At 53.7% G+C, this 26,727-nt stretch carries 26 protein-coding genes; 11 read left to right on the forward strand and 15 right to left on the reverse strand.

Features of this window, described 5'->3' with window-relative positions; genetic code table 11:
- Positions 1-321: 321 nt before the first annotated feature.
- A complete protein-coding gene (locus JEM67_RS15680) occupies positions 322-1,857 on the forward strand; it encodes a SpoVR family protein (RefSeq protein WP_199636077.1) in 1,536 nt (511 codons plus the stop codon).
- An 88-nt stretch (positions 1,858-1,945) separates the two neighbouring features.
- Here the strand turns inward: JEM67_RS15680 and fadR are convergent, their stop codons facing one another.
- Positions 1,946-2,665 carry a fatty acid metabolism transcriptional regulator FadR gene (gene fadR / locus JEM67_RS15685; RefSeq protein ID WP_013813306.1) on the reverse strand — a complete coding sequence of 240 codons (720 nt, stop codon included), beginning with the start codon at positions 2,663-2,665 and terminating at the stop codon, positions 1,946-1,948.
- A 243-nt stretch (positions 2,666-2,908) separates the two neighbouring features.
- Between fadR and nhaB the strand changes: the two genes are divergently transcribed.
- Together nhaB and dsbB are read left to right on the forward strand one after the other, a co-directional pair.
- A complete protein-coding gene (nhaB, locus tag JEM67_RS15690; RefSeq protein ID WP_199636078.1) occupies positions 2,909-4,480 on the forward strand; it encodes a sodium/proton antiporter NhaB in 1,572 nt (523 codons plus the stop codon).
- A 124-nt stretch (positions 4,481-4,604) separates the two neighbouring features.
- Positions 4,605-5,135, forward strand: a complete 531-nt coding sequence (gene dsbB / locus JEM67_RS15695) for a disulfide bond formation protein DsbB (RefSeq protein WP_004945454.1) — start codon at positions 4,605-4,607, stop codon at positions 5,133-5,135.
- 512 nt (positions 5,136-5,647) lie between these two features.
- On the opposite strand, the gene JEM67_RS15700 is transcribed toward dsbB, so the two are convergent.
- Positions 5,648-6,094: a YcgN family cysteine cluster protein gene (locus tag JEM67_RS15700; RefSeq protein ID WP_006325851.1), complete on the reverse strand. Its 447-nt coding sequence runs from the start codon at positions 6,092-6,094 to the stop codon at positions 5,648-5,650.
- 406 nt (positions 6,095-6,500) lie between these two features.
- On the opposite strand from JEM67_RS15700, the gene JEM67_RS15705 reads away from it, so the two are divergent.
- A complete protein-coding gene (locus JEM67_RS15705) occupies positions 6,501-6,749 on the forward strand; it encodes a CsbD family protein (RefSeq protein ID WP_004945460.1) in 249 nt (82 codons plus the stop codon).
- Positions 6,750-6,822: 73 nt separating this feature from the next.
- Here JEM67_RS15705 and JEM67_RS15710 read toward each other — a convergent pair whose 3' ends face one another.
- The 3 genes from JEM67_RS15710 to JEM67_RS15720 all read right to left on the reverse strand — a co-directional run bounded on the left by JEM67_RS15710 (position 6,823) and on the right by JEM67_RS15720 (position 8,970).
- On the reverse strand, positions 6,823-7,479 hold the full coding sequence (locus JEM67_RS15710) for a fumarylacetoacetate hydrolase family protein (protein WP_004945462.1): 657 nt from the start codon (positions 7,477-7,479) through the stop codon (positions 6,823-6,825).
- An 82-nt stretch (positions 7,480-7,561) separates the two neighbouring features.
- On the reverse strand, positions 7,562-8,635 hold the full coding sequence (locus JEM67_RS15715; protein ID WP_199636106.1) for a lytic murein transglycosylase: 1,074 nt from the start codon (positions 8,633-8,635) through the stop codon (positions 7,562-7,564).
- A gap of 62 nt (positions 8,636-8,697) precedes the next feature.
- Positions 8,698-8,970, reverse strand: a complete 273-nt coding sequence (locus JEM67_RS15720) for a YcgL domain-containing protein (protein ID WP_013813309.1) — start codon at positions 8,968-8,970, stop codon at positions 8,698-8,700.
- Between the two features lie 136 nt (positions 8,971-9,106).
- On the opposite strand from JEM67_RS15720, the gene minC reads away from it, so the two are divergent.
- Genes minC through minE form a run of 3 tightly spaced genes read left to right on the forward strand, consistent with a single transcriptional unit; the run spans position 9,107 to position 10,919 of the window.
- Positions 9,107-9,808 (forward strand): septum site-determining protein MinC, encoded by a 702-nt coding sequence (minC, locus tag JEM67_RS15725; protein ID WP_013813310.1) that lies wholly within the window; start codon positions 9,107-9,109, stop codon positions 9,806-9,808.
- Positions 9,809-9,833: 25 nt separating this feature from the next.
- The gene (minD, locus tag JEM67_RS15730; RefSeq protein WP_013813311.1) at positions 9,834-10,646 is read left to right on the forward strand and encodes a septum site-determining protein MinD; all 813 of its coding nucleotides are present in this window, start codon (positions 9,834-9,836) and stop codon (positions 10,644-10,646) included.
- Between the two features lie 3 nt (positions 10,647-10,649).
- Positions 10,650-10,919 carry a cell division topological specificity factor MinE gene (minE, locus tag JEM67_RS15735; protein WP_004945472.1) on the forward strand — a complete coding sequence of 90 codons (270 nt, stop codon included), beginning with the start codon at positions 10,650-10,652 and terminating at the stop codon, positions 10,917-10,919.
- Positions 10,920-11,157: 238 nt separating this feature from the next.
- Here minE and rnd read toward each other — a convergent pair whose 3' ends face one another.
- The 5 genes from rnd to JEM67_RS15760 form a co-directional block, all read right to left on the reverse strand.
- Positions 11,158-12,279: a ribonuclease D gene (gene rnd, locus JEM67_RS15740; protein WP_199636079.1), complete on the reverse strand. Its 1,122-nt coding sequence runs from the start codon at positions 12,277-12,279 to the stop codon at positions 11,158-11,160.
- Positions 12,280-12,368: 89 nt separating this feature from the next.
- Entirely contained in the window at positions 12,369-14,057 is a 1,689-nt protein-coding gene (gene fadD, locus JEM67_RS15745) for a long-chain-fatty-acid--CoA ligase FadD (RefSeq protein ID WP_041416163.1), read from the reverse strand.
- Between the two features lie 208 nt (positions 14,058-14,265).
- Positions 14,266-14,856, reverse strand: a complete 591-nt coding sequence (locus JEM67_RS15750; RefSeq protein ID WP_013813314.1) for a Slp family lipoprotein — start codon at positions 14,854-14,856, stop codon at positions 14,266-14,268.
- 101 nt (positions 14,857-14,957) lie between these two features.
- Entirely contained in the window at positions 14,958-15,659 is a 702-nt protein-coding gene (gene tsaB / locus JEM67_RS15755) for a tRNA (adenosine(37)-N6)-threonylcarbamoyltransferase complex dimerization subunit type 1 TsaB (RefSeq protein ID WP_199636080.1), read from the reverse strand.
- A 65-nt stretch (positions 15,660-15,724) separates the two neighbouring features.
- On the reverse strand, positions 15,725-17,629 hold the full coding sequence (locus tag JEM67_RS15760; protein WP_004945486.1) for an ATP-dependent DNA helicase: 1,905 nt from the start codon (positions 17,627-17,629) through the stop codon (positions 15,725-15,727).
- A gap of 181 nt (positions 17,630-17,810) precedes the next feature.
- On the opposite strand from JEM67_RS15760, the gene JEM67_RS15765 reads away from it, so the two are divergent.
- Complete coding sequence (locus JEM67_RS15765) at positions 17,811-18,155, forward strand: RidA family protein (RefSeq protein WP_013813317.1); 345 nt, start codon at positions 17,811-17,813, stop codon at positions 18,153-18,155.
- A 58-nt stretch (positions 18,156-18,213) separates the two neighbouring features.
- On the opposite strand, the gene mdtI is transcribed toward JEM67_RS15765, so the two are convergent.
- From mdtI to zwf, 4 genes are all read right to left on the reverse strand, one after another.
- Positions 18,214-18,543: a multidrug/spermidine efflux SMR transporter subunit MdtI gene (gene mdtI / locus JEM67_RS15770; RefSeq protein ID WP_013813318.1), complete on the reverse strand. Its 330-nt coding sequence runs from the start codon at positions 18,541-18,543 to the stop codon at positions 18,214-18,216.
- Complete coding sequence (gene mdtJ / locus JEM67_RS15775; RefSeq protein ID WP_199636081.1) at positions 18,530-18,898, reverse strand: multidrug/spermidine efflux SMR transporter subunit MdtJ; 369 nt, start codon at positions 18,896-18,898, stop codon at positions 18,530-18,532. The genes mdtI and mdtJ overlap by 14 nt, the downstream gene beginning before the upstream one ends.
- Positions 18,899-19,449: 551 nt before the next feature.
- Positions 19,450-20,091: a bifunctional 4-hydroxy-2-oxoglutarate aldolase/2-dehydro-3-deoxy-phosphogluconate aldolase gene (locus tag JEM67_RS15780; protein ID WP_199636082.1), complete on the reverse strand. Its 642-nt coding sequence runs from the start codon at positions 20,089-20,091 to the stop codon at positions 19,450-19,452.
- Between the two features lie 155 nt (positions 20,092-20,246).
- Positions 20,247-21,722: a glucose-6-phosphate dehydrogenase gene (gene zwf / locus JEM67_RS15785; protein ID WP_199636083.1), complete on the reverse strand. Its 1,476-nt coding sequence runs from the start codon at positions 21,720-21,722 to the stop codon at positions 20,247-20,249.
- A 395-nt stretch (positions 21,723-22,117) separates the two neighbouring features.
- On the opposite strand from zwf, the gene JEM67_RS15790 reads away from it, so the two are divergent.
- The 3 genes from JEM67_RS15790 to JEM67_RS15800 all read left to right on the forward strand — a co-directional run bounded on the left by JEM67_RS15790 (position 22,118) and on the right by JEM67_RS15800 (position 25,606).
- Positions 22,118-22,990 carry a MurR/RpiR family transcriptional regulator gene (locus JEM67_RS15790; protein WP_006325867.1) on the forward strand — a complete coding sequence of 291 codons (873 nt, stop codon included), beginning with the start codon at positions 22,118-22,120 and terminating at the stop codon, positions 22,988-22,990.
- Positions 22,991-23,171: 181 nt separating this feature from the next.
- Positions 23,172-24,614 carry a pyruvate kinase gene (gene pyk, locus JEM67_RS15795; RefSeq protein WP_013813322.1) on the forward strand — a complete coding sequence of 481 codons (1,443 nt, stop codon included), beginning with the start codon at positions 23,172-23,174 and terminating at the stop codon, positions 24,612-24,614.
- Positions 24,615-24,721: 107 nt separating this feature from the next.
- Positions 24,722-25,606 (forward strand): leucine-rich repeat domain-containing protein, encoded by an 885-nt coding sequence (locus tag JEM67_RS15800; protein ID WP_199636084.1) that lies wholly within the window; start codon positions 24,722-24,724, stop codon positions 25,604-25,606.
- Positions 25,607-25,674: 68 nt separating this feature from the next.
- Here the strand turns inward: JEM67_RS15800 and lpxM are convergent, their stop codons facing one another.
- Positions 25,675-26,643: a lauroyl-Kdo(2)-lipid IV(A) myristoyltransferase gene (gene lpxM / locus JEM67_RS15805; protein WP_199636085.1), complete on the reverse strand. Its 969-nt coding sequence runs from the start codon at positions 26,641-26,643 to the stop codon at positions 25,675-25,677.
- Between the last annotated feature and the right edge of the window lie 84 nt (positions 26,644-26,727).

The following is a 26,727-nucleotide window of genomic DNA, read 5'->3' on the forward strand; positions in this document are numbered from 1 at the left end:
CAATGCTAGCGTTGATAGCATCAAAAAAAACCAGGATGCGCAACAAGCCTTTAACAGAATATAAAAATGAAACCCACACCTTTAAACAGAATAAAAAACCAATAAAGCAGCCTTTTATCACCATAACCTTTTACCGATTGTCGAGTCTGCCATAGCAGAAAAAACTCAGGGCAAAATCTCCCCGGCTCACCGTTGTGGAGGCGTTGCGGGCAGATCGTTGAATTTTTACGCTTTATATCATTATTCCCTATGCGCAGTTTGAGCTACGATTGATACAGGGTCTGCCGTTCGAGCAAGGTCCGTAATAACGAGGGTGCGCTGATGACTACTTCAACACATGATAAGGTCAAGGAAGATAAGCGTCTAAGCGATGGACCGGACTGGACGTTCGAGCTGCTGCAGGTGTATCTGGAGCACATCGATCGCGTAGCCAAACATTACAAGCTCGACACCTACCCGCATCAGATCGAGGTTATCACCTCAGAGCAGATGATGGACGCCTATTCGAGCGTGGGCATGCCGATTAACTATACCCATTGGTCATTCGGTAAAAAATTCATTGAAACCGAGCAGCGCTATAAGCATGGGCAACAGGGCCTGGCTTATGAAATCGTTATCAACTCCAATCCCTGCATCGCCTATCTGATGGAAGAAAATACCATCACCATGCAGGCCCTGGTGATGGCGCATGCCTGCTATGGGCACAACTCCTTCTTCAAAAATAATTACCTGTTCCGCAGTTGGACCGACGCCAGCTCGATCGTCGACTACCTGCTGTTCGCCCGCCATTACATCAGCCAGTGCGAAGAGCGTTACGGCGTTGAGGAAGTAGAAAAACTGCTCGACTCCTGCCATGCGCTGATGAACTACGGTGTGGACCGTTACAAACGACCGCAGAAAATTTCACTGATAGAAGAAAAAGCGCGACAGAAAAGCCGTGAGGAGTACCTGCAAAGCCAGGTAAATACGCTGTGGAAAACCCTGCCACGGGTCGAACGCGAAGAGGCGCCTGAACAGGCCCGCCGCTATCCGAGCGAACCTCAGGAAAACATTCTCTACTTTATGGAAAAAAATGCGCCACTGCTTGAGCCTTGGCAGCGTGAGGTTCTGCGCATCGTGCGCAAAGTGAGCCAGTATTTTTATCCGCAGAAACAGACCCAGGTGATGAACGAAGGCTGGGCGACATTCTGGCACTATACCATTCTCAATCACCTGTACGACGAAGGCCGGGTCACCGAGCGTTTCATGCTGGAATTCCTGCACAGCCACACTAACGTGGTGTACCAGCCGCCTTACAACAGCCCGTACTACAACGGCATCAACCCTTATGCGCTGGGCTTTGCCATGTTCCAGGACATCAAGCGCATTTGCCAATCGCCGACGGAAGAAGATCGTTACTGGTTCCCAGATATCGCCGGTAAAGACTGGCTGGAGACTTTGCATTTCGCCATGCGCGACTTCAAGGATGAGAGCTTTATCAGCCAGTTTCTGTCACCCAAGATCATGCGTGATTTTCGGCTGTTCACCGTGTTGGATGACGATCGCAATAACTACCTGGAAATTGCGGCTATTCATGATGAAGCCGGTTACCGGGCGATTCGCCAAGAGCTGTCTGCGCAATATAACCTGAGCAACCATGAACCTAACATTCAGATTTGGAATGTGGATTTACGCGGTGATCGTTCGTTGACGCTGCGCTACATCCCGCAAGATCGCGCGCCGCTGGACAAGAGCCGTCGCGAGGTGATGAAACATCTGCATCGCCTGTGGGGCTTCGACATTATTCTCGAACAACAGAACGAAGACGGCAGCCTCGAGTTGTTGGATCGTTGCCCACCACGTCCGACGCCACTGTAAGTTTGCTTAATGACTCAGTTTCCGTAATAACAAAGGGGCGCCACTCGAAAGTGGCGCCCCTTTTGCTTCATGCAGAAAACGTGAAGAATTAACGACGGGCGTCGGTCAGATCGCTTGGCATGGTGCCTTGCATGCTCTGCCAAATTGCACCGCTGTCTTTACCGTAGTTCCGCACGCAATCCATGACCTGATCGTAGGATTTATCATGGCACAGAGTCGACAGCTTGCTGTAGAAGGCCAGTGCCAGCTTGCGTGATTCCGGGTTGGAGAAATAGTAACGGCCAACGCGGGTATACAAGCCTTTCAGGCCGTTGAAGATCAAGCCGTAAATCGGGTTGCCGGAAGCAAACGCCAGGCCGCGGAAAATTTCGTAATCCAGCAGGTTGAAGGCATCCGCCTGATCTTCCACTTGGGACGCTTTCGCCAGCACTTCCTGAGCCTGCTCCGGATGATTACGCACTGCGGCGCGAATAAAGATCGAGGCGATATTTGTGCGCACAGACAACAAATTGTCGATCAATTGCGGGACGCTTTTATGATCGAGACGCGCCAGGGTCTCAAGAATATTGAGGCCGGATGTTTCCCAGAAATTGTTTACTTTGGTCGGTTTGCCATGCTGAATGGTCAGCCAGCCATCACGGGCCAGGCGTTGTAAAACTTCACGTAACGTGGTGCGAGTGACGCCAATCAGTTCCGAAAGCTCACGCTCCGCGGGCAAAATAGAGCCAGGGGGGAAGCGATTATTCCAGATACTCTCGATAATGTATTCTTCCGCGAAACCGGCAGGACTCTGCGCCTTTATGACCATGTTTTTGACGTTCCGTTGCGACGATAATCAGTAATAGTAATCGGCTGATCATACCAGATCGCGCCAGCATGACATAGCGTGAGCGAAAAACATTAAACGAAAGTGTGCATAAAGTGGCAAAAATTGTGCAAAAACACCGCTTCGGAGAAATTTCTCTTCGTAAAGCAAGGCCCTATTGTCTCCGCCCCTGCGACATTGTTAGGGTAATATGCAACACCTTATTTTCAGGACATGTCACGCAAAATGGAAACAAGCTTACGCAGTGCTCTGGTGAAGAACTTTCTCGGGCAATCACCTGGCTGGTATAAATTGACCCTCATCGTTTTCTTATTGGTCAACCCACTGGTTTTCTTCCTCGTCGATCCCTTTATCGCCGGTTGGCTGTTGGTGATAGAGTTTATCTTCACCCTGGCGATGGCGCTGAAGTGTTATCCACTGTTGCCAGGCGGCCTGCTGGCGATTGAAGCGGTACTGATTGGCATGACCAGCCCCACTCGCGTGGGCGAAGAAATTGCCCATAATCTGGACGTGCTGCTGCTGTTAATCTTTATGGTAGCCGGCATCTACTTTATGAAGCAGTTACTGCTGTTCGTGTTTACCAAGTTGCTGCTCAATATTAACTCTAAGATACTGCTTTCGCTGGCGTTCTGCCTAGCCGCGGCGCTGCTGTCCGCCTTCCTGGATGCGTTGACGGTAGTCGCTGTGGTGATCAGCGTGGCCACCGGTTTTTACTCGATCTACCACAATGTGGCGTCTAACCGGTCAGATGGCCATACCGACGTCGGTGACGACAGTGAACTGGCGTGCGACGATCACAAGCAAACGCTGGAGCAGTTCCGCGCCTTCTTGCGCAGCTTGCTGATGCACGCCGGCGTCGGCACCGCGCTGGGCGGCGTAATGACCATGGTGGGTGAGCCGCAGAACCTGATTATCGCTAAAAACGCCGGCTGGGGGTTTGCCGAGTTCTTCCTGCGAATGGCTCCGGTTACCTTGCCGGTGATGGTCTGCGGCCTGCTGCTCTGCATGCTGCTCGAGCGCTTTGGCGTTTTCGGTTACGGTGCCAAACTGCCGGAACGGGTGCGCGAGGTGCTGAAAGAGTTTGACCGTCAGGCCACCGCAGGACGCAGCAAGCAGGAACAGGCCAAGCTGGTGGTCCAGGCGCTGATCGGCATTTGGCTGGTCATCGCCTTGGCCTTTCACCTGGCGGAAGTTGGCCTGATCGGTTTGTCGGTGATTATTCTCGCTACCTCCCTGTGCGGCGTAACCGACGAGCACGCTATCGGCAAGGCTTTTCAGGAAGCGCTGCCCTTTACCGCCCTGTTGACGGTATTTTTCACCGTAGTCGCGGTGATCATCGAGCAACATCTGTTCAGCCCGATCATCCAGTTTGTCCTGCAAGCGGAACCCTCTTCGCAGTTGGCGCTGTTTTATCTGTTTAACGGCCTGCTGTCGTCAGTCTCCGACAACGTCTTCGTCGGCACGGTTTACATCAATGAGGCGCGCGCCGCATTCAACAGCGGAGCAATGTCCCTGAAGCAATTCGAAATGTTGGCGGTCGCCATTAATACAGGAACCAACCTGCCCTCGGTCGCCACGCCGAATGGTCAGGCGGCATTCTTGTTCCTGCTGACGTCTGCACTGGCGCCGCTGGTGCGTTTGTCCTATGGACGAATGGTGTGGATGGCTTTACCCTATACTGTGGTATTAACCTTGGTTGGGTTGCTATGCGTACAGTTTACTCTGGCGCCGATGACCGACTTGCTAACCCAGTGGCACTGGCTGACGTTGCCTTCACTCGAAACCGCTGCACATTAACGGTGCTAACCCACTCTGCTGTCGGCGACTATTTTTGTGCTGAATACGGCCCAGGTGGCTGGCAGCGGGGTTGAATTGGTTTACACTGCCGGTTCAATTGCTTACTGCATGGAAGAATAAATATATGTTGCAATTCTTTAACCGTTGCTCGCAGGGGCGCGGTGCTTGGCTGCTAATGGCCCTGACTGCGCTGGCGCTGGAATTAGTCGCGCTCTACTTTCAGCACGTAATGCTGCTGCAACCCTGTGTGATGTGCATCTATGAACGCTGCGCGCTGTTTGGCATTCTGGGCGCTTCGCTGGTCGGTGCCATCGCGCCGAAAACGCCGCTGCGCTATGTCGCTATCCTGCTGTGGATTTACAGCGCCTGGGAAGGTTTACAGCTGGCATGGAAGCACACCATGATCCAACTGCACCCTTCGCCGTTCAATACCTGTGATTTCTTCGTCAGCTTCCCGTCCTGGCTGCCGCTGGATAAATGGCTGCCGGCGGTGTTTCACGCTTCCGGCGACTGTTCAGTGCGCCAATGGCAGTTCCTGTCGCTGGAAATGCCTCAGTGGCTGGTAGGTATCTTTGCGGCCTATCTGCTGATCGCCATCGTCGTGTTGATCGCACAATTTGTCCGCCCGCGTCGCCGTGACCTGTTCGGTCGCTAAATGCGGCATTGCGGCATAATGAAAACGGCGCCTCAGGGCGCCGTTTTGCATGGGATTGCTTGTGATTTTCAGAGGTAATCCGACGTCAAGTATGCGTAAGGTAATAAACGAGCACTATCAATGCCCCAGCTACGGCAAACAGTCGTATCATTTTCATTATTGTACTCTCGGAACTTGGCGGGAGAGCGGTCAAACTACCTAATATCACAACGATAAAGAAGCACTCAGACAGGATTTGGCGGGTAATTTACATAACATTAAGTTTGAACGGCATGACACGTTAATCGCAGGGGTAATGTATTACCCGATCGTCCCTAAGATCGAGGAACAAGAGCGGTGATTTTTTACACTCATTAAGTTCATACAAAAAAACTCATCATGGTGATGCATTATTGCATCAATATTTTGATGAACTTCTGTCAAAAAATCCTTATAGTAACCGCAAGTTGTATCCCGATTTCCCTGGTGTTGTTGTGTGTCTTGCCCCTCTCTCTTTGCAGGGGCTTTTTTCCTTATCTTGCCCAGCTCGGCTTGTTCAAAATATGGTCCTGCCAGTCCACCACTTCACTCTCACGCACCGCAATGTGTCGTACCGTGATACGCTCACCGTGCATCGCCGCCTTGGAGCCGCTTACCAGCGGGTGCCATGAAAACAGTGGTTTACCCTCGCCAATCAGGCGATACGCACAGGTCGGCGGCAGCCAATCAAACGTGGTGAGATTGTCGCGCGTCAGCTTGATGCAGTCTTCTTCCAACTCGAAGCGGCGTTCATAGTTGCGACACTGACACGATTTAATATTCAACTGGTTGCAGGCTACGTTGGTGAAATAAATCTCGTCGGTATCTTCGTCGATCAGCTTATTCAGACAGCACTGCCCACAACCGTCGCACAGCGATTCCCACTCTTGTTCTGACATTTCCGCCAGCGTTTTTTGTTGCCAAAAAGGGATTTGTGACATGTTCGCGTCCGGTATAGGTAAATGAATAGATAACCTGCGTACAGGTTTTGAGGGTGCACTATATAGATATCAGAGCCAATTGGAAAGGCCAAAAATACAATATAATCATAATGATAACCACAATGCCGCTTAAAAAAAACGCTATTTAAAACAATAACGTCCGCCATTGAGCAACAAGAATATCATGGTGTTACCGGTTTTATCCGGCGAATAAAATCACACCCACTGTCCTCAATTATACGTACAAATTACAGGTCCAACACCTTTTGGTGCATCCCGTCTGACGCCATCGGCCTTCCCTGCGACAATGTTCGGATTCATCTCATTAAGCACGTTATGCCGCCTGGAACGGAATAATGCTGCTATGTTTAATGTTCGCCTTTAGAACAGAGATAAGGAGCTAAACATGTTTGGAAAAGCAGAAGACAAGGTCAATGAAGCTGCTGGCGCTGTTCAGGAAGCCTTCGGTGAGGCAACAGATTCGCCGGAGCATCAGGTTAAAGGTGCGGCCCGCAAGTATGCCTCTCAAGCCAGCTATGCGGCTCGCGACGCGGCTGACACGGTGCGGACCCAGGTTGAGTCCAACCCGCTTGCCGGCGTAGCTATCGCCGCAGCCGTAGGTATCGTTTTCGGTTTCTTGTTGGGCCGTAAATAATCCGGTGCCAGAGCGGAAACAGGCAGACAAAAGGCCCTTTCGGGCCTTTTTTAATGTTGTGTCGCCGGCGGTTTTAAATCACGCGGGTGCTCAGTGATTTACCGTTAAGGGTAATCTTCAACATATCGCCAGAGCTCATCGGACCTACACCCTGCGGCGTGCCGGTAAGAATGATGTCGCCCGCGCGCAGCGTGAAGAAACGGCTCATATAGCTGATCAGCGGCAAAATCGGCGTAATCATATCGCGAGTGTTACCCTGCTGACGCAGTTGGTCATTCACCGTCAGCGACAGCTCGGCATTTTGCGGATCGCCAAACTCCGCCACCGGAATAAAACCGGAGATCGGGCATGAACCGTCAAAACCCTTGGCTTTCTCCCAGGGCTGCCCGGCCTTCTTGAAACCCGCCTGCAATTCGCGCAGCGTCAGATCGAGCGCCACACCATAACCGGCGATAGCACGCGCTACGCGATCTTCATTCGCTTGCTTTAACGGCGTACCGATAAGCACGGCCAGCTCCACCTCATGGTGTACCGACCCGAACTCTTTGGGGATCGCCACCGGCTGGCGAATGTCGCACAGCGCTGTTTCAGGCTTGATAAACACTACCGGCTCTGCCGAGGCCGCACTGCCCATTTCCTTAATATGATCGGCGTAGTTACTGCCGACGCAGACCACCTTATTAACCGGGAAATCAAGTAGTGAACCCTGCCAGTCTCTATGTTGATACATACCGCCTCTCCCTACAATCATGTAGGGGCTTAGCATCCTAAGCCCGTTATTCCACGCTCTGGTGGGGTACCGTAGCGCTAATTTATTGCCCGATACCGTCAGCCATCATACCCACAGCTATCGCAAAATAGTAAGAGCGATTCCAATGCATGATGGTCCGAAAATTATCATAAACCAGAAACGCGCGGCCCTGCATGTCATCTGGTGTGATAACCCAACTGCGCAGGGTTGAGTGCGGAAGCGCTGAACCGTCAGGCCGCCGCACACCGCGTTTTTGCCATTCGTTTACGCTGCGAGCCTGACGATCTTTCAACCCCAGGCTATCGGCGCCGAAACCGGCCGGCAGCGTCACTTCCCTGCCCCAACCAATGCCGCGCTGCCAACCCTCACTCGCCAAATAGTTGGCGGTAGAAGCAAACACGTCGTCAGGGTTGTTCCAGATATCGATGCGGCCATCACCGTCGCCGTCCGCCGCATAGCTCAGGAACGAGGTCGGCATGAACTGGCATTGGCCCATCGCGCCAGCCCAGGAACCTTTTAGCTGGGCACTGCTGACATGGCTCTGCTCCACGATCCGCAGCGCCGCCATCAACTGTTGTGTGAAGAAGGCTTCGCGCCGGCCTTCAAACGCCAGCGTGGCAAGCGCCGAAATAACATCTTCACGCCCCTGAATCTTGCCAAAGGCGCTTTCCATTCCCCACAACGCCACGATATAACGCCCAGGAACGCCATAACGAGCGGTGACGCGGGTCAGTTGCGGCCAATATTGCCGGGACAAAGTTCGGCCCTGCTCGATTTTGGCGGGTGGCAGTACGCGTTTAAGGTAATCATCCAGCGTGATTTTCTTTTCCGGCTGATTACGATCGGCCTTGATTACACGGTCAACAAAATGCGCGTTGACGAAGGCATTATCGATGGTTGCCTGACTAATCCCTTGCGCCAACGCCTGGCGCTTCAGTTGCTCTACATAAGCCGGGAATTGCGCCGGATCGCGACCAGTTTCAGCCAGTGTGCCCGCAGTAGCGGTCGTTGTCGGCGCAGGCGCACCCGACGAAGCGGCCTCTTCCAGAGCAGCGGCCTGCGCCGTTGTCTGCTGACAGACACCACATCCCAGCATCAACAGAGTTAACGCCACCGTTATCGCCGACAATTTCATCACACTGTTCCTTAGTCGTTTTCGGGTACTGATTCAGCCAGGCCCCTGCGCGCCGGCAGTGATTATTTTTTGTCCTCTGACAAATGCTGGTTTAATAAATTTTCCACTGGCGGCGGGAATTGCAGATAAAACCCTTCCTCTTTCAAGGCTTCCTTCACTTTCTCAATATCCGCCGAGGCTAACTTTTCCCGTCCTTCGAGGGAAATCACCATCGCCAATTGCGGCGTGCCGAAACTTTTCATCAGATCTTCCGGCACTCGGGAGAAATCGTCTTTTTTTTCGACATAAAGATAAGTTTGATCCCGTTTTGGGCTTCTATAGATCACACAAAGCATTTTTTTAACTCTATTTAATTGGGGCAGCGTCTTGCCTGGATATAACTCTGACTATAACATGCTTATAGTACTTCGGAATATCGCACCCCGATTGGTATTCCGGGGATTTAAAGTTGCTGAGACTGAGTCAGGATAGATGTCACAATCGCCAATTGAGCTAAAAGGCAGCAGTTTTACCCTATCGGTTGTTCATTTGCATAATTCGGAACCCGAGGTAATTCGTCAGGCGTTACTGGAAAAAGTGGAGCAAGCGCCCGCTTTTTTGAAAAACGCCCCTGTTGTTATCAACGTTGCAACGCTGAACGGCGATGCAAACTGGAAAGAACTTCAACAGGCTGTCACGGCTGCGGGTCTGCGTGTTGTTGGCATCAGCGGTTGCAGAGATGAGCGTCAGAAACGTGCTATAACCCGTGCCGGGCTGCCGTTACTGAACGAAGGCAAAGGCCAGAAGATGGCCGCCCCGGAACCGGCCCCTGCGCCTGCCCCGGTGGTGGATCTCAACGCCCCTGCCAAAACGCGCATCATCAGTGCCCCGGTCCGTTCCGGCCAACAAATTTATGCCCGCAACTGCGATCTGATCGTGACCAGCAGCGTCAGTGCCGGGGCCGAATTAATTGCCGATGGCAATATTCACATTTACGGCATGATGCGCGGTCGTGCGCTGGCCGGTGCCTCAGGAGATACGCAGTGCCAGATTTTTTGCACGCACCTGGGTGCTGAGCTAGTCTCTATCGCAGGGCAGTACTGGTTGAGCGACCAAATCCCGTCCGATTTTCTCGGGCAGGCAGCACGACTCAGCCTGTTGGATAACGCTTTAACCATACAACCTTTAAATTAAGCCCTTTTGACAAGGAATCCATTTCATGGCACGCATTATTGTTGTTACATCGGGTAAAGGGGGCGTTGGCAAGACCACTTCAAGCGCGGCCATCGCTACCGGCTTAGCCCAAAAAGGTAAGAAAACCGTCGTGATCGATTTCGATATCGGTCTACGGAACCTTGACCTGATCATGGGCTGCGAACGCCGGGTGGTGTACGATTTCGTCAACGTGATTCAGGGTGACGCCACGCTGAATCAGGCGTTAATCAAAGACAAACGCACTGATAACCTTTATATCCTGCCGGCGTCGCAAACCCGCGACAAAGACGCACTGACCCGCGAAGGCGTCGAGAAAATCCTCAACGATCTGGGCGAGATGAATTTTGATTTCGTGGTCTGTGACTCACCTGCCGGCATCGAAACAGGTGCGTTGATGGCGTTGTACTTCGCCGATGAAGCCGTGATCACCACTAACCCGGAAGTCTCCTCGGTGCGTGACTCTGACCGTATTCTGGGCATCCTGTCTTCCAAATCCCGTCGCGCCGAGAAAGGCGAAGCACCTATTAAGGAACACCTGCTGCTCACCCGTTACAACCCGGGCCGCGTCAGCCGTGGCGATATGTTGAGCATGGAAGACGTGCTAGAAATTCTGCGCATTCCATTGGTCGGCGTTATCCCTGAAGACCAGTCCGTGCTGCGCGCGTCTAACCAGGGCGAGCCTGTTATTCTTGATATCGAGTCTGATGCCGGTAAGGCCTATGACGATACCGTTAGCCGCTTGTTAGGAGAAGAACGCCCCTTCCGCTTCATTGAAGAAGAGAAGAAGGGCTTCCTGAAACGCCTTTTTGGGGGATAAACCATGGCATTACTAGACTTCTTTCTGTCCCGCAAAAAACCGACAGCCAATATAGCCAAGGAACGGCTGCAAATTATCGTCGCAGAGCGTCGTCGTGGGGACAGCGAGCCCCACTATCTGCCTGATTTAAAACGCGATATTCTGGCGGTAATTTGCAAATACATTCAAATCGACCCTGAAATGCTGCACGTGCAGTTTGAGCAGAAAGGGGATGATATTTCGGTACTTGAACTCAACGTGACATTACCGGAATCGGAAGAAGCAGCTAAATGATTGCGACGCATTAATTACCCCCTGTATATTTTTTACAGGGGGTAACTGTATGCACATCCAGTTATTGGGATAAAAACCATCCATTAACCGTTATCTCCCTTTGAGATTAATCTCAATTAATCTTGCGCCGCAGTTGTTTAAAGTAAATGATAGCGATAAAAGTATTTTCTTCGACTATTCCTAATAAATAATCAGAGCAGTGTTTCCTTACCCTGCCCTCGACTTTTCTACCCATCGATTAATAATTTTTCAGAATGTCCTGAAGTGGCGTCGCTAATAAGTCACCGCGCCAACCGCTGACTAATTCCGGCAGGCTGTCACCGCTTTTCAATTTCCAATGCCAATTCAGCAGTTGGTTAATCTGCCGACGCGATGCCAGCAATTCACTGCTTAACCCGCTTTGTTCACTGACAATAACGATCGCCGCTTTGATATCCTTGAACACTTTCTTATAACCCGGCTGGTCGATCAGGTTGGACAACGGCTCGGGCAGTGCAGCTTCATCCAGCTCGCTGGCCTCGGCCACCAACGCCAGCAACGTCTTACCGTGATAACGAATTTCCGGGCCGCTCAGGCCGAGCGAATCCAATTCTCCCAGCGAAGTTGGCATATAGCGCGCTACCTGGCACAGGTTTTCCTCGCGTACCACAAAGTTCACCGCCAAATCACGCTCACGCGCCTGACGCAGTCGCCATTCCGCCAGTTTCTGCAAACAACCCAGTTGGCGCGGGCGCAGCTGCCAGGCGTTGGTGATTTCACGGTAGGCCAATTCCGGCGCCAGCGACTCGCTGCGGCGCTGACAGAGCAGCAGGCACTCATTGGCGGCGGCGGCAGTCCAACCGGCGTCTTCGGTTTCCTGCACTAGCTGTTTGGCCATCGGCAGCAGGTAGAACACGTCGGCTGCGGCGTATACGCACTGTTTTTCCGTCAGCGGACGCGCCAGCCAATCTGTGCGGGATTCACTTTTATCCAGATCTACCTGCATATACTCCTTCACCAAGGTCGCAAAACCACAAGACAGCGGTCGCCCAGTAAAGGCTGCCAGTATCTGGGTGTCGACCATCGGGGTCGGCAGCGTTTTGAACGCATTCAGGAACACCTCAAGGTCTTCACTGCCGGCGTGCAGGAATTTCACAATCTGGGTATCGCTCAGCAGATCGATAAACGGCTGCCATTGCTTGATCGGCAAGGGATCGATCAGGGAGAGTTGTTCACCGTCGTATAACTGAATCAGGCCTAACTGCGGATAGTAGGTGCGCGTTCTGACAAATTCGGTGTCCAACGCAATCTGGGCATGGTTTCTTGCCTGCTCGCAGACCTGCTGCAATCCGGCATCGGTAGTGATCAACTGATAGTTCAAAACGTCATTCTCTTGGTCGCTTTCATGATTCAAACACAACAACGCCGGCATTCACCGGCGTCGTTGATCTGTAAGGCGTGGATGATAACCTAGGCGGCATCGGCCGCCCGCGTTTTTTTCTGTTCATCACGCAGTTCTCGCCGCAAAATTTTACCGACGTTAGATTTCGGCAACTCGTCGCGGAACTCAACAATTTTAGGCACTTTATACCCGGTCAGGTACCGACGGCAATGGGTCAACAGCTCTTCTTTGGTCAGAGAGGCGTCTTTCTTTACCACGCAAATCTTGACCGTTTCACCGGACACGTCATTCGGCACACCAATCGCAGCAGACTCCAGCACCTTCGGATGCTGGCTGACCACGTCTTCGATCTCATTCGGGTAAACGTTAAAACCGGAAACCAGAATCATGTCTTTCTTGCGATCGACCACGCGTACAAAGCCCGACTCGTCAACTGTAACGATATCGCCGGTTGCGAGCCAGCCCTCTTTTAACACTTCATCAGTGGCGTCCGGCCGCTGCCAGTAGCCTAACATAACTTGCGGCCCTTTGACCCACAGTTCGCCCGGCTCACCCACCGGCACATCATGGCCATCATCGTCCACCAACCGAATATCGGTGGACGAAACGGGCAGACCGATGCTGCCGCTGTAGTGCGTCAGATCGTGCGGGTTACAGGTAACCAGCGGCGCACATTCTGTCAGGCCATAACCCTCAAGCAAATGCCTGCCTGTGACCTTCTCCCACTTGTCCGCCACCGCCTTCTGCACCGACATCCCGCCCCCGACCGAGAAACGCAAAGTCGAAAAATCCAGCTTGTGGAAATCTTCATTATTGAGCAGTGCATTAAACAGCGTATTGACGCCGCTGATGGCAGTGAAGGGGTATTTGGCCAACTCTTTCACCATCCCCGGAATATCGCGCGGGTTGGTGATCAGTAAATTGCGGCCACCCAACTCGAGAAACAGCAGGCAATTCACCGTCAGCGCAAATATATGGTAGAGCGGCAATGCAGTGACTATCAATTCCTGGCCATCGCGGAACAGCGGCCCGTAGGCGGCATTGCACTGCGCCAAATTGGCCTGCATGTTGCGGTGCGTCAGCATTGCGCCTTTCGCCACACCGGTGGTACCGCCGGTATATTGCAGGAAAGCCAGATCGGAATTGATGATATCGGGTTTGACGTACTGCAGGCGGCGCCCGCGTTGCAAAGCGCTACGGAAAGAAATCGCGGCCGGCAGGTGGTATTTCGGCACCAGTCGCTTAATGTACTTCACTACAAAGTTGACCAACGTGCCTTTGGCGGTGGAGAGCTGGTCGCCCATGCGCGTCAGAATCACATGTTTTACCTGGGTATTGAATACCACTTTTTCCAGCGTATGGGCAAAGTTGGAGACGATCACGATAGCGCTGGCGCCGCTGTCATTCAGTTGGTGTTCCAGCTCGCGCGGCGTATACAGGGGGTTAACGTTTACCACCACCATGCCGGCGCGCAAAATGCCGAACAGCGCGATCGGATACTGCAACAGATTTGGCATCATCAGGGCAACGCGATCCCCCTTCTGCAAGCCCAACTCATTTTGCAGGTAAGCGGCGAAGGCCCGGCTGCGTTCCTCCAGTTTACGGAAGGTCATCACCTCGCCCATATTGATGAAAGCGGGTTGATCGGCATAGCGCTGAACCGCATTTTCAAACATTTCGACCAAAGATGAATAACGATCGGCGTCGATCTCTGCCGGAACATCTGCCGGGTAACGTTTTAACCAGACCTTATCCAAGGTATTACTCCTGAAATCATTGCTCATTATCATCGCAGCCCCTAACACGCAGCCAAACCATAACAATATTTTAACTCAGCAGACCAGTTTGGGTTTTAAACATTATTCAGGTTGCGATGTACATCACTAATTGGCGGTATTTCCCTGTGCCAAAAGGAAAAGGCGGCCGGAGCCGCCCTATTAAAATGTGTTAACTGCAAGCAAAAACCTATTCGGTAACGATGGTTTGTATCTGCGTAGGTCCAGGATTGTACCAGCCGTATCCTACGCCCCAACCCGGGCCCCAGGTGCCGCTGCGCCAGCCCCATGGCCCCATCGGCGCCGGTGGCATCATCACCTGCTGGGTCAGGCGCCAGCGCTTGTAACCGGTGGCGTTCATCGTTACAAACTTGTACGGCGTCATGCCGATTTTGCCTTCTTTCACGCCGGTGATTGGCCCGACAACGGTAACCAACTGACCTTTAAAATCGACCGGTTCGAGGAAACCGTTGACCGTGGCCAGCAAGCGGCCCCGTGATGGCTCGCCCAGAATCGGCCGGGCGCCAGAATCGAGCGGTACCGCCGCGATCTCGAGCACCGTGCGTCCCTGCTCGTTAGCGACGTTCACTACGGTACCGCCAAAGCGGGCTTCAGCTCCGGCAAACAGGTTCGGCGCATTTTGCACCGAAGACAACTGCTGCACCGGCGTCGCCGTACTGCCTTTGATCGCATCCGGCACGGTTACGCAGCCTGACAACGCCAGCGCGCCGCCGGCCATGGCCAGCAGCGACATTTTTTTACTTACAGTGCGGGTTAACATCGTCGCAATCTCCTGAAATGGCTGTAACTTTGACATCAAATCGCTGAGCAAGTTGCAGTTCATTCATAGCCCGGATTCAACCGCTGCACAATAGGTTGTCGTTATTCGCGCCCAGGCAGTTTTTTCCAGGTGACTTCGTTGCGCAGGTAAGTCGGTTCGGCATTTTCTACCGCCACCGCCAGCCCTTGCTGCCAGGCATGCAACGCAAGCGGCAACATGTCTTCCGCTTGCGGCAGCAGCATTTGCCCGTCGCGCAGGCCCAGAGAAGAGCCGGCAATCAGGTCCGGGTACGTTTGCCAGCCGGTGCCCACATGCGCCCAGTTGCCTTGCAGGCCTTGCGCGCGTTCCAGCGCTTGCTGTGGCGAAAGCACCGCTTCACCTTCGCTTTCCAGCCAAATGCCATCTTGCCCGCGCTCAAACTGACCCCAGTAGACCTCACCCATTCGCGCATCAATCGCCGCCAACACTCGATCGGCGCCGCTAACGCGCCAGGCACCTTGAGCCATGGTTTGCAACGTTGAAATGCCCAGCATTGGCAACTCGGCTCCCAGCGCAAGCCCTTGCGCGATGCCGATACCGATACGTACGCCGGTAAAGCTGCCGGGCCCGCGGCCAAAAGCCAGCGCGTCGAGTTGATTAAGGGTTAAACCGGATTCCGCCAGCACTTGCTGCACCATCGGTAAAATGCGTTGCGTATGCTCACGTGGGCACAGCTCAAACAGGGCGTGGGTTTCGCCTTGATTCCAGATGGCAACGGAACAGGCTTCCGTCGCCGTATCGATCGCTAAAATTCGCGTGGACATACCAACCTCTGGCGGGAAAAAACAGGGCGCGCATTGTAGCACAGCCCCGTGTCCGCGCCTATCCGCTAACGTTCAGCTTGCAGGAAGGCAATCGCCTGCGCGATATCCCGGGTGCGCGGTGTCGGCGGCAGGCTATTGAGGAACACCTCGCCATAAGGCCGCATCACCAGACGGTTATCGCAGATCACCAGCACACCGCGATCGTCAGTATCGCGGATCAGGCGTCCGACGCCCTGCTTCAGGGTAATGACCGCATCCGGCAATTGCACGTCGTTGAACGGATCGCCGCCACGCAGCCGGCAATCTTCAATTCGCGCCTTCAACAGCGGATCGTCGGGCGAGGTAAACGGCAGCTTGTCGATGATCACGCACGACAAAGCGTCACCGCGCACGTCAACCCCTTCCCAGAAACTGCTGGTCGCCACCAACAACGCGTTGCCGGCCTCGACAAACTGCGCCAACAGTTGGCCTTTACTGGTTTCCCCTTGCAACAGTACCGGCAGCGTCATGGTGGCACGGAACTCCTCCGCCAGTTCGCGCATCATCTGGTGCGAAGTGCAAAGGAAGAAACAGCGGCCGTTATTGGCTTCAATCAGCGGCCGCAGCATGCGCGCCAACTGGCGGGCGCCGCCGGGCTGATTCGGCGAAGGCAGAAAACGCGGCACGCACAGCAACGCCTGGTTGGCGTAGTCGAACGGGCTGGCCAACAACAAGGTTTTGGCTTTGGTCAGGCCCAACCGCTCGGTAAAATGCCCCATCTGTTCGTTGACCGACAGCGTTGCCGAGGTAAAAATCCAACTGCCCGGTTTCTCATCCAACAGCTCACGAAAACGATCCGCCACCGTCAGCGGCGTCAATGCCAGCACGAAATGGCGTGAATTGCATTCATACCAGTAGCTGAAGCCCGGCTCGTTGACCTCTTTCAATCGTTTGAGGCGTGCGCGATACAGCGTGGCGCGCTCGAAGGCGGCGTCCAGCAAGGCCGAGCGGCCAAGGGACAGTTTAACCACGTCGTAGCACAGCTCCAACGCGTCATCGAGCAGCAGCAGGGCGCGCTGCACGTTCGGTTGACCAAGCACGTCGCGCAGGTTGCCGCGAAAACCCGGCTCCCCCAACATCAAACGGAAATCCTGGGTACTCTGGCTGAGGCGATCGGCGCTTTTTTGCAACTGTGCAGCGTCACGCACTTCGGTACGGTAGGCAATGGTAATATCTTTAGCCAGATCCAACAGTTGGCGGCTGGTCAGCTGCTTGCCGAAATACTGACTAGCGATGTCGGGGATCTGATGGGCTTCGTCGAAAATCATCACGTCAGCCTCGGGGATTAACTCGGCAAATCCGCCCTCTTTCACCACCATATCCGCCAGAAACAGATGATGGTTCACCACGATAACGTCAGCATCCATGGCACGACGGCGAGCCTTGACCACAAAGCAATCTTTATACAGCGGGCAGTCGCTGCCCAGGCAGTTGTCGTTGGTGCTGGTCACCAGCGGCCAGATAAAACTGTCTTCCGCCACGTCGCTGCAACTGCTGATGTCGCCCTCTTTGGTCAATGATGACCATTTGCGCAAATGGACCAGATCGATAAGCGTCTGTCCGGCCAGCTCACCGCCGGCCATCGATTGTTGCTCCAGACGCTCCAGACACAGGTAGTTGGAACGCCCTTTCAACAGCGCCATCTTGCCTTTGTACTTGAGCGCTTTGGCGACGGTAGGCAGATCGCGCGCATAAAGCTGGTCCTGCAAGGCTTTTGAACCGGTGGAAATAATCACTTTGCGATCGGCACGCAGCGCCGGCACCAAATAGGCGAAGGTTTTACCGGTACCGGTGCCCGCTTCAACCACCAGTTCCTGTTTGAAATTAATGGCCTCGGTGACCGCTTCCGCCATCTGCCGCTGAGCTTCGCGCGGTTTGAAACCCTTGATTGCCTGCGCCAGTGCGCCGTCTGTTGCGAAATCGTCCGTCACGCTATCTCTCTGCCAGTGTAATTCAGCGGTGATTATGCCAATCCTGCCGCACGGCTACCACAGACTTTTACCCTATGGCTTCCAAGCCGCACTGCAGCTTGAAAGACGACGGATTTATCGTCACGTATTTCTGCCGACGGCTGTGTTACCCTTAAGGTGATGATGATATGGAGATAACTGAATGAACATCGAACGCATTGATCCCGACCAACGCTGGTCCGAAGCCGTGGTTCACAACGACACCGTCTATTACACCAGCGTGCCGGAAAACCTGGATGACGACGCCACCGCACAGACGGCAAACACCCTGGCGGCCATTGACGTGCTGCTGGCCCGCGTTGGCTCGGACAAGAGCCGGGTATTGGACGCCACTATTTTCCTGGCAGACGCCGCGGACTTCGCCGCGATGAACACCGCCTGGGATGCTTGGGTGGTTGCAGGCAGTGCACCGGTACGCTGCACCGTGCAGGCCAAATTGATGAACCCGAAGTACAAGGTTGAAATCAAGATTATCGCCGCGCTGTAAACAAAAAACCGCAGGGAGTTACCCCCTGCGGTTTTTATGTTGTCATTCTGCGCGCTGATTAAGCCAGTTTGATAATCACCATTCCCACCAACAACAGCGCCAGGCCAATCCAGCCCTTGGCATTGAGCCGTTGGCCGAACAGGATCCAACCGGCGGCGATGGTCGCGGCAATACCGAAACCGCCCCAGAGCGCATAGGCCACCGACAGATCAATCCCCTTCACCGCCTGCGCCAGCGCACTGAACGCGCCCAGCACCGACAGCAGAGACAGCAGACCCATCCACACTTTACGGAAGCCGTCCGACATTTTCAGAAAGATGTTGGCGACAATTTCCAGGACGATCGCCAGCGCCAGAAACCCGATGTGGTACAACTCAAGCTGTTGCATGGTTGTCACCTCGCGGGCTGACCTGTTTTCGACCCTTGCGGGTACCGGATTTCACCAGAAGGATGCCGGCAATCAGCGTCACCAGACCCAACACTTTCAACGCAGAGATCGGCTCATCAAACCACAACACGCTGAACAGCGTAATAAACAGGATACCGATACCTTCCCACAGCGCATAAGCCACGCCAAGGGCGACGCGTTTTATCGCCAGCGACAACATTACGTAAGAAGCAGTGATCATCACGTACATCACAATATGCCCGGTCATGCCGCCGCTGATGCTGGCGTATTTCATTGACAGGGTACCGATAATTTCGGCCACGATAGCCAAGCCTAAAAAGATCCAATAAATCATAATTTTTCTCCCAAACGGCGAATAACGCACGCTAAGGCGTATTTATCCCGATTTATCTCGTCGGACAGGCGCAGTAAGACGCGGACGACACAGAGATCCCTGGGGATAAACTGACCCAAACGTAATAAAAATGTTTGCCCGGCTACGCGGAATGACGAAGGACTGAGCCTGTCACCAGCACCGGTTAAGGGAGAAAGACGCTATAGCTCACTGCACCAGTGATGCTCACTGGCAAGGATGGCAGACAGGAAAAGCTGGCAAGTAGAGGTTCTGAGGGTAATTCCATTAAGTTTCATCATAATTATTCTCTATTCTCAGCCGCACACCGTGCGATTTGCCCAATATCCTCTTAAAAGTAAAATTTTCAACTGAGATATTTGTACCATAGCCAAAATAAGAAAGCAAATTGCCGTTTTCACAAAAATCATAAAAAAACGGGTTAAAAATAAGAAAGTTAAGCATTTTAAAAATAAAAAAAGGTTCAACGAGCCGTTGAACCTTGATGACGTCACGAGTGGGCAAACAATCGCCAAACCCAGGCTCGGAGCGAGTTACAAAGCCGCACCCTTGACGGCGCTGCGCGCCAATTCGCTAATGCGTTCGTAGTCGCCGCTCTCCAAAGCGTCGGCTGGCACCAACCAGGATCCACCGATGCACAGCACGCTTTTCAACGCCAGATAATCGCGGTAGTTATTCGGCGTGATACCGCCGGTCGGACAGAAACGCACCTGCGGGAACGGGCCGCCGATCGCCTGCAACGCCTTCACGCCGCCGTTGGCTTCTGCCGGGAAGAACTTGAACTCGCCCAGGCCGTAATCCATGCCCAGCATCAGTTCTGAAACGGTGCTGATGCCCGGAATTAACGGAATCGTCCCTGCGGTAGCGGCTTTCAGCAACGCCTCGGTAAGGCCTGGGCTGATAGCGAATTGCGCACCGGCCTCGGTCACTTCTTGCAACTGCTGGGGGTTAATTACCGTACCTGCGCCGATAATCGCCTCCGGCACTTCTTTGGCAATGGCGCGGATCGCCTCCATGGCGCAGGCGGTGCGTAATGTCACCTCCAGCACGCGAACGCCACCGGCGACCAGCGCCCTGGCCAGCGGCACCGCATGTTCCAGTTTATTGATCACAATGACCGGAACCACCGGGCCTGCAGTCAGGATCTGTTCTGCGCTGGTTTTCCAGTTTTTCATTATTACTTCTCCACTACTTACGGTTTATAAATGGCACGCCCCTGCCACAGGGCTCCGCAAGTGTATGCGGGCGTCCGGCCGTACCCTAAGTGAGGTTGCTATCCCGCTTATCTGCGGGCAAAAAAATGCCGGCAGATAAGCTGCCGGCGGCGTCGTTACTCGAACTCGTTCCAGGAACGGCCATCGCGGGTGATCATCGCGACCGAAGCTACCGGGCCCCAGGTACCAGACTGGTAAGGCTTCGGCGCTTCGTTGTCCGCTTTCCAGGCGTCCATGATGGAGTCTACCCATTTCCAGGCTTCTTCCACCTCGTCACGGCGCACGAACAGCGCCTGAATACCGCGCATGGTCTCCAGCAACAAACGCTCGTAGGCGTCTGCCACGTGCTCCTGGTTAAAGGTTTCCGAGAAGCTCAGATCCAGCTTGGTGGTTTGCAGACGGTGCTTGTGATCCAACCCCGGCACCTTGTTCAGCACCTGGATCTCGATACCTTCATCCGGTTGCAGACGAATGGTCAACTTGTTCTGCGGCAGTTGCTGGTAAGAGTCGCTGAACAGGTTCAACGGCGGGTTCTTGAAGTAAACCACCACTTCAGAACATTTGGTCGGCAGGCGTTTACCGGTACGCAGGTAGAACGGCACGCCGGCCCACTGCCAGTTGTCGATATCCACGCGGATTGAGACGAAGGTTTCGGTGTTGCTGCTTTTGTTCGCCCCTTCCTCTTCCAGATAGCCCGGCACTTTTTTACCCTGCACAAAACCGGCGGTGTATTGGCCGCGCACCGTGGTTTCACGCACATTGGTCTGATTAATACGGCGCAGCGAGCGCAGCACCTTCACTTTCTCGTCACGAATGCGATCGGTGGTCAGATCCGCCGGCGGCGACATGGCAATCATGGTCAGAATTTGCAGCAGGTGGTTCTGGATCATGTCGCGCATCTGGCCGGCCTGGTCAAAGTAGCCCCAGCGCCCTTCGATGCCCACCTCTTCCGCCACGGTGATCTGTACGGAATCGATAGTGCGGTTGTCCCAATTGGAGGCAAACAGCGAGTTGGCAAAACGCAGCGCCAGCAGGTTCAGTACCGTCTCTTTACCGAGGTAGTGGTCAATACGGTAAACCTGGGACTCGTTGAAGAATTCCGCCACTTGATCGTTGATCACGCGGGAAGACGCCAGATCGGTGCCCAACGGTTTCTCCATCACAACGCGCGCCGGGTCGTGATTCAGTTTTGCCTCGCCCAACCCTTTGCAGATCGCGCCAAAGGTGCTTGGCGGCATGGCGAAGTAGTTGATGGTAGTGCGATGCTTCTGGTCCAGCATTTTACCCAGTTTGGTAAAGTTTTTGCTGTCGTTCACATCCAGGTTGCAGAAATCCAGGCGCGCGCTCAGCGTGGCCCAGAGTTCGTCATCCAGCGTTTCTTTCATAAAGGTGCCAAGCGCTTCCTTGACTACCTTGATATAGGCTTCTTTATCCCACTCCGCACGGCCAACGCCGATAATCCGGGTTTCCGGGTGGATATGGCCGGCTTTTTCTAACTGGTACAGGGAAGGCAGCAGCTTACGACGCGCCAAATCGCCTTTCGCGCCGAAAATAACCAGGTCACACGCCTGGGCTGTAGAGGTTACCGCCATGTTCATCTCCTCGTTGCAGGATATTTGTAATTTTCTTACATTACTAATGTACTCTCTTTGACTACGGCCAGTAAACCCAGATCAAAAGCAGAAAAAAAGCCCCAGAAACTCCAGTGTTAAGCGTGATCGGGCGTAAACGCCGTTGACGAAACTAAAAACTGTAATTTTCTGTCTTTTTTGACGCTCTTTTACCATTATGAAAGTTAGACACAGGTCATGTTCTGATGAAAAAAGTCTGCATACCCTCTGTCGAGACTGCCAACGGTTACCGGCACGTAGTATATTTTCATTAAACCGGCATTGATTTCTCCTTTGATTGAAATCGACATATCCGATGGATTCCAAGTGGCAGCTTGAAAGACTGCGGGTATAAAACCATGAGTGACTCTCGTTATATGAATACGCTGGAAAAAATCCAGAGCCATCTGGAGCTCCTGAGCAAATCTGAAAGGAAAGTCGCCGAGGTGATCCTTGCCTCCCCACAAACCGCCATTCACTCCAGTATCGCCACGCTGGCCAAAATGGCGGACGTCAGCGAACCCACCGTCAACCGTTTTTGTCGCCGTCTCGATACCAAGGGCTTCCCCGATTTTAAGCTGCATCTGGCGCAAAGCCTGGCCAACGGCACCCCTTACGTAAATCGTAACGTGGAGGAAGATGACAGTGTGGATTCCTACACCGGTAAAATATTCGAATCGGTGATGGCCTGCCTGGATACAGTAAAGGCAAATTTGGATATTGCCGCAATCAATCGTGCGGTTGACCTGCTCACGCAGGCAAAAAAGATCTCTTTCTTTGGTTTGGGCGCGTCGGCGGCAGTCGCCCACGACGCGATGAACAAATTTTTCCGTTTTAATATCCCGGTGGTCTACTTCGATGACATCGTCATGCAACGCATGGGATGCATGAACTCCAGCGAAGGCGACGTCGTGGTATTAATTTCCCACACCGGCCGCACCAAAAACCTGGTTGAAATGGCGCAACTGGCGCGCGAAAACGACGCCACGGTGATCGCCATCACCTCACGCGATACCCCCCTCGCCCATGCGGCGACGCTGTCTCTGCTGCTCGATGTGCCGGAAGACACTGACGTTTATATGCCGATGGTGTCCCGAATTGCGCAATTAACGCTCATCGACGTTCTGGCTACCGGATTTACCTTGCGCAGAGGGGCTAAATTCAGAGATAACTTGAAGCGGGTCAAGGAAGCGTTAAAAGAATCGCGCTTTGATAAGGGTGCGGTTATCCCGAATAATTTCGACTCGTAACCGATGTAAAAAAACCTGCCGAAAAGTTTGAACGGCAGTCTTAGAGGCAGTACCTGTAAAACGCTCATGCGGGTAACCCGGGTGAAACATCAGTGTAGTAAAATTACATTTCACTCTTGGTTTCGTTATCCGACGTTATCGCAACACCAATACTTTGCTTCACCAGTCAACGGAGTAATACATGTCCAGACGGCTCAGAAGAACCAAAATTGTTACCACACTAGGCCCGGCTACTGACCGCGACAATAATCTTGAAAAGATCATTGCTGCCGGCGCTAACGTGGTTCGGCTCAACTTTTCTCATGGCAGCGCGGAAGATCACCAGGCTCGCGCAGATAAAGTGCGCGAAATCGCTGCCAAACTGGGGCGTCACGTCGCGATTCTGGGCGACCTGCAAGGGCCAAAAATCCGTGTTTCCACCTTTAAGGAAGGCAAAATCTTCCTCAATATAGGTGACAAATTTCTGCTCGATGCCAACATGTCAAAAGGCGAAGGCGATAAAGAAAAAGTCGGTATCGACTATAAAGGCCTGCCTGCCGACGTGGTGCCGGGCGACGTACTGCTGCTGGACGATGGCCGCGTACAGTTGAAAGTGCTCGAAGTTCAGGGCATGAAAGTGTTTACCGAAGTGACCGTTGGCGGCCCGCTGTCCAACAACAAAGGCATCAACAAACTGGGCGGCGGCCTGTCCGCAGAAGCCCTGACCGAGAAAGATAAAGCCGATATCATTACCGCGGCAAAAATCGGCGTCGACTATCTGGCGGTCTCCTTCCCACGTACCGGCGAAGATTTGAACTACGCACGCCGTCTGGCGCGCGATGCAGGCTGCAACGCCAAGATCGTGTCTAAAGTTGAACGCGCTGAAGCGGTATGCAGCGATGAAGCAATGGATGACATCATCCTGGCTTCCGACGTGGTGATGGTCGCCCGTGGTGACCTGGGCGTTGAAATCGGCGATCCGGAACTGGTCGGCATTCAGAAAAAACTGATCCGTCGTGCCCGCACGCTGAACCGCGCCGTCATTACCGCGACCCAGATGATGGAATCGATGATCACCAACCCGATGCCAACCCGCGCCGAAGTCATGGACGTGGCGAACGCCGTGCTGGATGGCACCGATGCCGTAATGCTGTCTGCCGAAACCGCTGCGGGCCAGTACCCGGCGGAGACCGTGGCGGCGATGGCGCGTGTTTGTCTGGGCGCTGAAAAAATTCCAAGCATCAACGTCTCCAAACACCGTTTGGACGTACAGTTCGACAACATCGAAGAAGCCATCGCCATGTCTTCAATGTACGCTGCCAACCACCTGAAAGGCGTGACCGCACTGATCGCCATGACAGAATCGGGCCGCACTGCGCTGATGATGTCACGTATCAGCTCCGGACTGCCGATCTTCGCCATGTCACGTCATGAGCACACGCTGAACCTGACGGCGCTGTATCGCGGCGTTACGCCGGTTTACTTCGACAGTCATAACGACGGCGTCATCGCGGCCAATGACGCAGTGAATCGCCTGCGCGACAAAGGTTTCCTGGTTTCCGGCGATCTGGTGATCGTGACGCAGGGCGACGTGATGGAAACCGTTGGCACCACCAACACCAGCCGTATCCTGCGCGTAGAATAACCCCCGCTTGCCGCCGGCCGTTAACGCGGCCGGCATTTTTTCCCGCACCGCCCTTTCCGCCTGATAAACTCGTCTCCAGTCGCCGCTAAGGCAAACGGAGAGCCAAGATGCTTCATCAACACCCACAGCAAAACTGCAGCTCGCTTGCATTGGATCTCGACGGCCAAGGGCTGGAAAGCCTGGATGATGACCGCCTGCAGGGCAACGCATTGCTGAAAATCAGCCTATACGACAATCGCCTCCGCCAGTTCCCGGCGCAAATCTTTCAGCATCGTGCGCTGCAGGTACTGAATATCTCCTGTAACCAACTCAATGAACTGCCGGAAGATCTCGGCCAATGGCAAAAACTGGCGATGCTGGATTGCGGTCACAACAAAGCCGAGCGCGTGCCTGCCAGCATCGGCCAACTCAGTGAACTGACCTATCTTTATCTGAGCGACAACGCTTTCAGCACGCTCCCCATAGAGCTGGGTCGTTTGCATAAATTGCGCTATCTAAACGTGACCGATAACCTACTGAGCGAACTGCCGGCTGCTATTGTTCAATTGAGCGGCCTGCAGGAACTGAGACTGTATAACAATCAGATTACCGCGTTGCCGACCGCCATCGGTCAGTTGAGCGCGCTGCGGGAACTGCACCTGATGAATAATCGCCTGGAAACGCTTCCGGAAGAGATCTCGCAATTGTCTGAACTGGCGGTGCTGGACGTGGAGAATAACGCCATCAGCAGGCTGCCTGCGGCATTCTGTCACTTAGCCAGCCTGACCGACCTCAATCTGCGCGCTAATCAGCTACGGCAGCTGCCAGGCTGTTTTGGTCAACTAACGGCGCTCACCACGCTTGACCTGCGCGCTAACCGGTTGAGTGAGCTGCCGGACAGCATGGCGGCATTGACTCGCCTGCGACGATTAGATTTGCGCTGGAACAACTTCGCTCAGATGCCGGCGGTACTGGAGCCATTGATGGCGCAGGGTTGTATGGTGCATATATAAGGCATTAAAAACAAAGGGCCAGCCCCCTTTCGATGGCTGGCCCTTACGACCGGAAGCGACTGTGCCGCTTAGCGATACAAATCGTCGCGTGAATAGGGTTCAATCTCCCCCTCTTTACGCGTTTTCAGCAGTTTGAGGATCCAGGTGTATTGCTCTGGGTTCGGCCCCACCAAATTCTCCACTTCTTCATTCATGCGACGCGCAATATAGGGGTCATCGGCCGTGGCCAAATCATCCATCGGCGGGCGAATATAGATATCCAGCATGCTGGTTTTGCCGTCATACACCGGGAACAAAGGCACAATTGCCGCACGGCACACCTTCATCAGGCGCCCCACCGCGGGCAGCGTCGCTTTGTAGGTAGCAAAAAAGTCGACGAACTCGCTATGTTCGGCGCCGTGATCCTGATCGGGCAGATAATAGCCCCAATAACCCTGACGCACCGAGCTGATAAACGGCTTGATGCCGTCGTTGCGCGCATGCATTCGGCCGCCAAACTTACGGCGCACCGCATTCCACAGATAATCCACCAAAGGGTTACTTTGGTTGTGAAACATCGCCGCCATCGGCTGACCACGTGCCGCCATCAGCATGGCGGGTACATCCACCGCCCATCCGTGTGGCACCAGGAAAATCACGTTGCGGCCTTCTTCGCGGATCTTATCCAGCACCTCTTCGCCGTGCCAACGCACACGCTTCAGCACTTTTTCCGGTTTGGTGCAGGCCAGTTCCGCCATCAGAATCATTGATTGCGGCGCGGTGGCAAACATCTCGTCAATAATGTGCTCGCGTTCGTTTTCCGGCACTTCCGGCAGGCAATACAACAGGTTGATACGCGCACGGCGGCGGGCGCTTTTTGCCACCTTGCCGACCAGTTTGCCAACCGCACCGAGCACCGGATCGCGCAAGCGCGCAGGGATCAGTGAGATGCCTGCCATCAACCCGGTTCCCAGCCAAACGCCCCAGTAGCGTGGATGGTAAAAAGCTTTTTGAAATTGCGGGATGAACTCTACGTTCGATTTTTTCTCGTTTTGCATGCACAAGCTCTTAACTTAGCGGTTCGGCTAATCATAATTGCAAAGACTGATTTTGCAATTAACAACGACGAAGCGCCAATATAA

The sequence above is a fragment of the Serratia sp. PAMC26656 genome (genome assembly GCF_016469055.2).
Lineage (GTDB): Bacteria > Pseudomonadota > Gammaproteobacteria > Enterobacterales > Enterobacteriaceae > Serratia > Serratia plymuthica.

Bases quoted from the DNA above. Each gene is read 5' to 3' on its own strand.
- JEM67_RS15680 (WP_199636077.1), top strand. From the start codon at position 322: ATGACTACTTCAACACATGATAAGGTCAAGGAAGATAAGCGTCTAAGC.
- fadR (WP_013813306.1), bottom strand. From the start codon at position 2,665: ATGGTCATAAAGGCGCAGAGTCCTGCCGGTTTCGCGGAAGAATACATT.
- nhaB (WP_199636078.1), top strand. From the start codon at position 2,909: ATGGAAACAAGCTTACGCAGTGCTCTGGTGAAGAACTTTCTCGGGCAA.
- dsbB (WP_004945454.1), top strand. From the start codon at position 4,605: ATGTTGCAATTCTTTAACCGTTGCTCGCAGGGGCGCGGTGCTTGGCTG.
- JEM67_RS15700 (WP_006325851.1), bottom strand. From the start codon at position 6,094: ATGTCACAAATCCCTTTTTGGCAACAAAAAACGCTGGCGGAAATGTCA.
- JEM67_RS15705 (WP_004945460.1), top strand. From the start codon at position 6,501: ATGTTTGGAAAAGCAGAAGACAAGGTCAATGAAGCTGCTGGCGCTGTT.
- JEM67_RS15710 (WP_004945462.1), bottom strand. From the start codon at position 7,479: ATGTATCAACATAGAGACTGGCAGGGTTCACTACTTGATTTCCCGGTT.
- JEM67_RS15715 (WP_199636106.1), bottom strand. From the start codon at position 8,635: ATGAAATTGTCGGCGATAACGGTGGCGTTAACTCTGTTGATGCTGGGA.
- JEM67_RS15720 (WP_013813309.1), bottom strand. From the start codon at position 8,970: ATGCTTTGTGTGATCTATAGAAGCCCAAAACGGGATCAAACTTATCTT.
- minC (WP_013813310.1), top strand. From the start codon at position 9,107: ATGTCACAATCGCCAATTGAGCTAAAAGGCAGCAGTTTTACCCTATCG.
- minD (WP_013813311.1), top strand. From the start codon at position 9,834: ATGGCACGCATTATTGTTGTTACATCGGGTAAAGGGGGCGTTGGCAAG.
- minE (WP_004945472.1), top strand. From the start codon at position 10,650: ATGGCATTACTAGACTTCTTTCTGTCCCGCAAAAAACCGACAGCCAAT.
- JEM67_RS15750 (WP_013813314.1), bottom strand. From the start codon at position 14,856: ATGTTAACCCGCACTGTAAGTAAAAAAATGTCGCTGCTGGCCATGGCC.
- tsaB (WP_199636080.1), bottom strand. From the start codon at position 15,659: ATGTCCACGCGAATTTTAGCGATCGATACGGCGACGGAAGCCTGTTCC.
- JEM67_RS15765 (WP_013813317.1), top strand. From the start codon at position 17,811: ATGAACATCGAACGCATTGATCCCGACCAACGCTGGTCCGAAGCCGTG.
- mdtI (WP_013813318.1), bottom strand. From the start codon at position 18,543: ATGCAACAGCTTGAGTTGTACCACATCGGGTTTCTGGCGCTGGCGATC.
- mdtJ (WP_199636081.1), bottom strand. From the start codon at position 18,898: ATGATTTATTGGATCTTTTTAGGCTTGGCTATCGTGGCCGAAATTATC.
- JEM67_RS15780 (WP_199636082.1), bottom strand. From the start codon at position 20,091: ATGAAAAACTGGAAAACCAGCGCAGAACAGATCCTGACTGCAGGCCCG.
- zwf (WP_199636083.1), bottom strand. From the start codon at position 21,722: ATGGCGGTAACCTCTACAGCCCAGGCGTGTGACCTGGTTATTTTCGGC.
- JEM67_RS15790 (WP_006325867.1), top strand. From the start codon at position 22,118: ATGAATACGCTGGAAAAAATCCAGAGCCATCTGGAGCTCCTGAGCAAA.
- pyk (WP_013813322.1), top strand. From the start codon at position 23,172: ATGTCCAGACGGCTCAGAAGAACCAAAATTGTTACCACACTAGGCCCG.
- JEM67_RS15800 (WP_199636084.1), top strand. From the start codon at position 24,722: ATGCTTCATCAACACCCACAGCAAAACTGCAGCTCGCTTGCATTGGAT.
- lpxM (WP_199636085.1), bottom strand. From the start codon at position 26,643: ATGCAAAACGAGAAAAAATCGAACGTAGAGTTCATCCCGCAATTTCAA.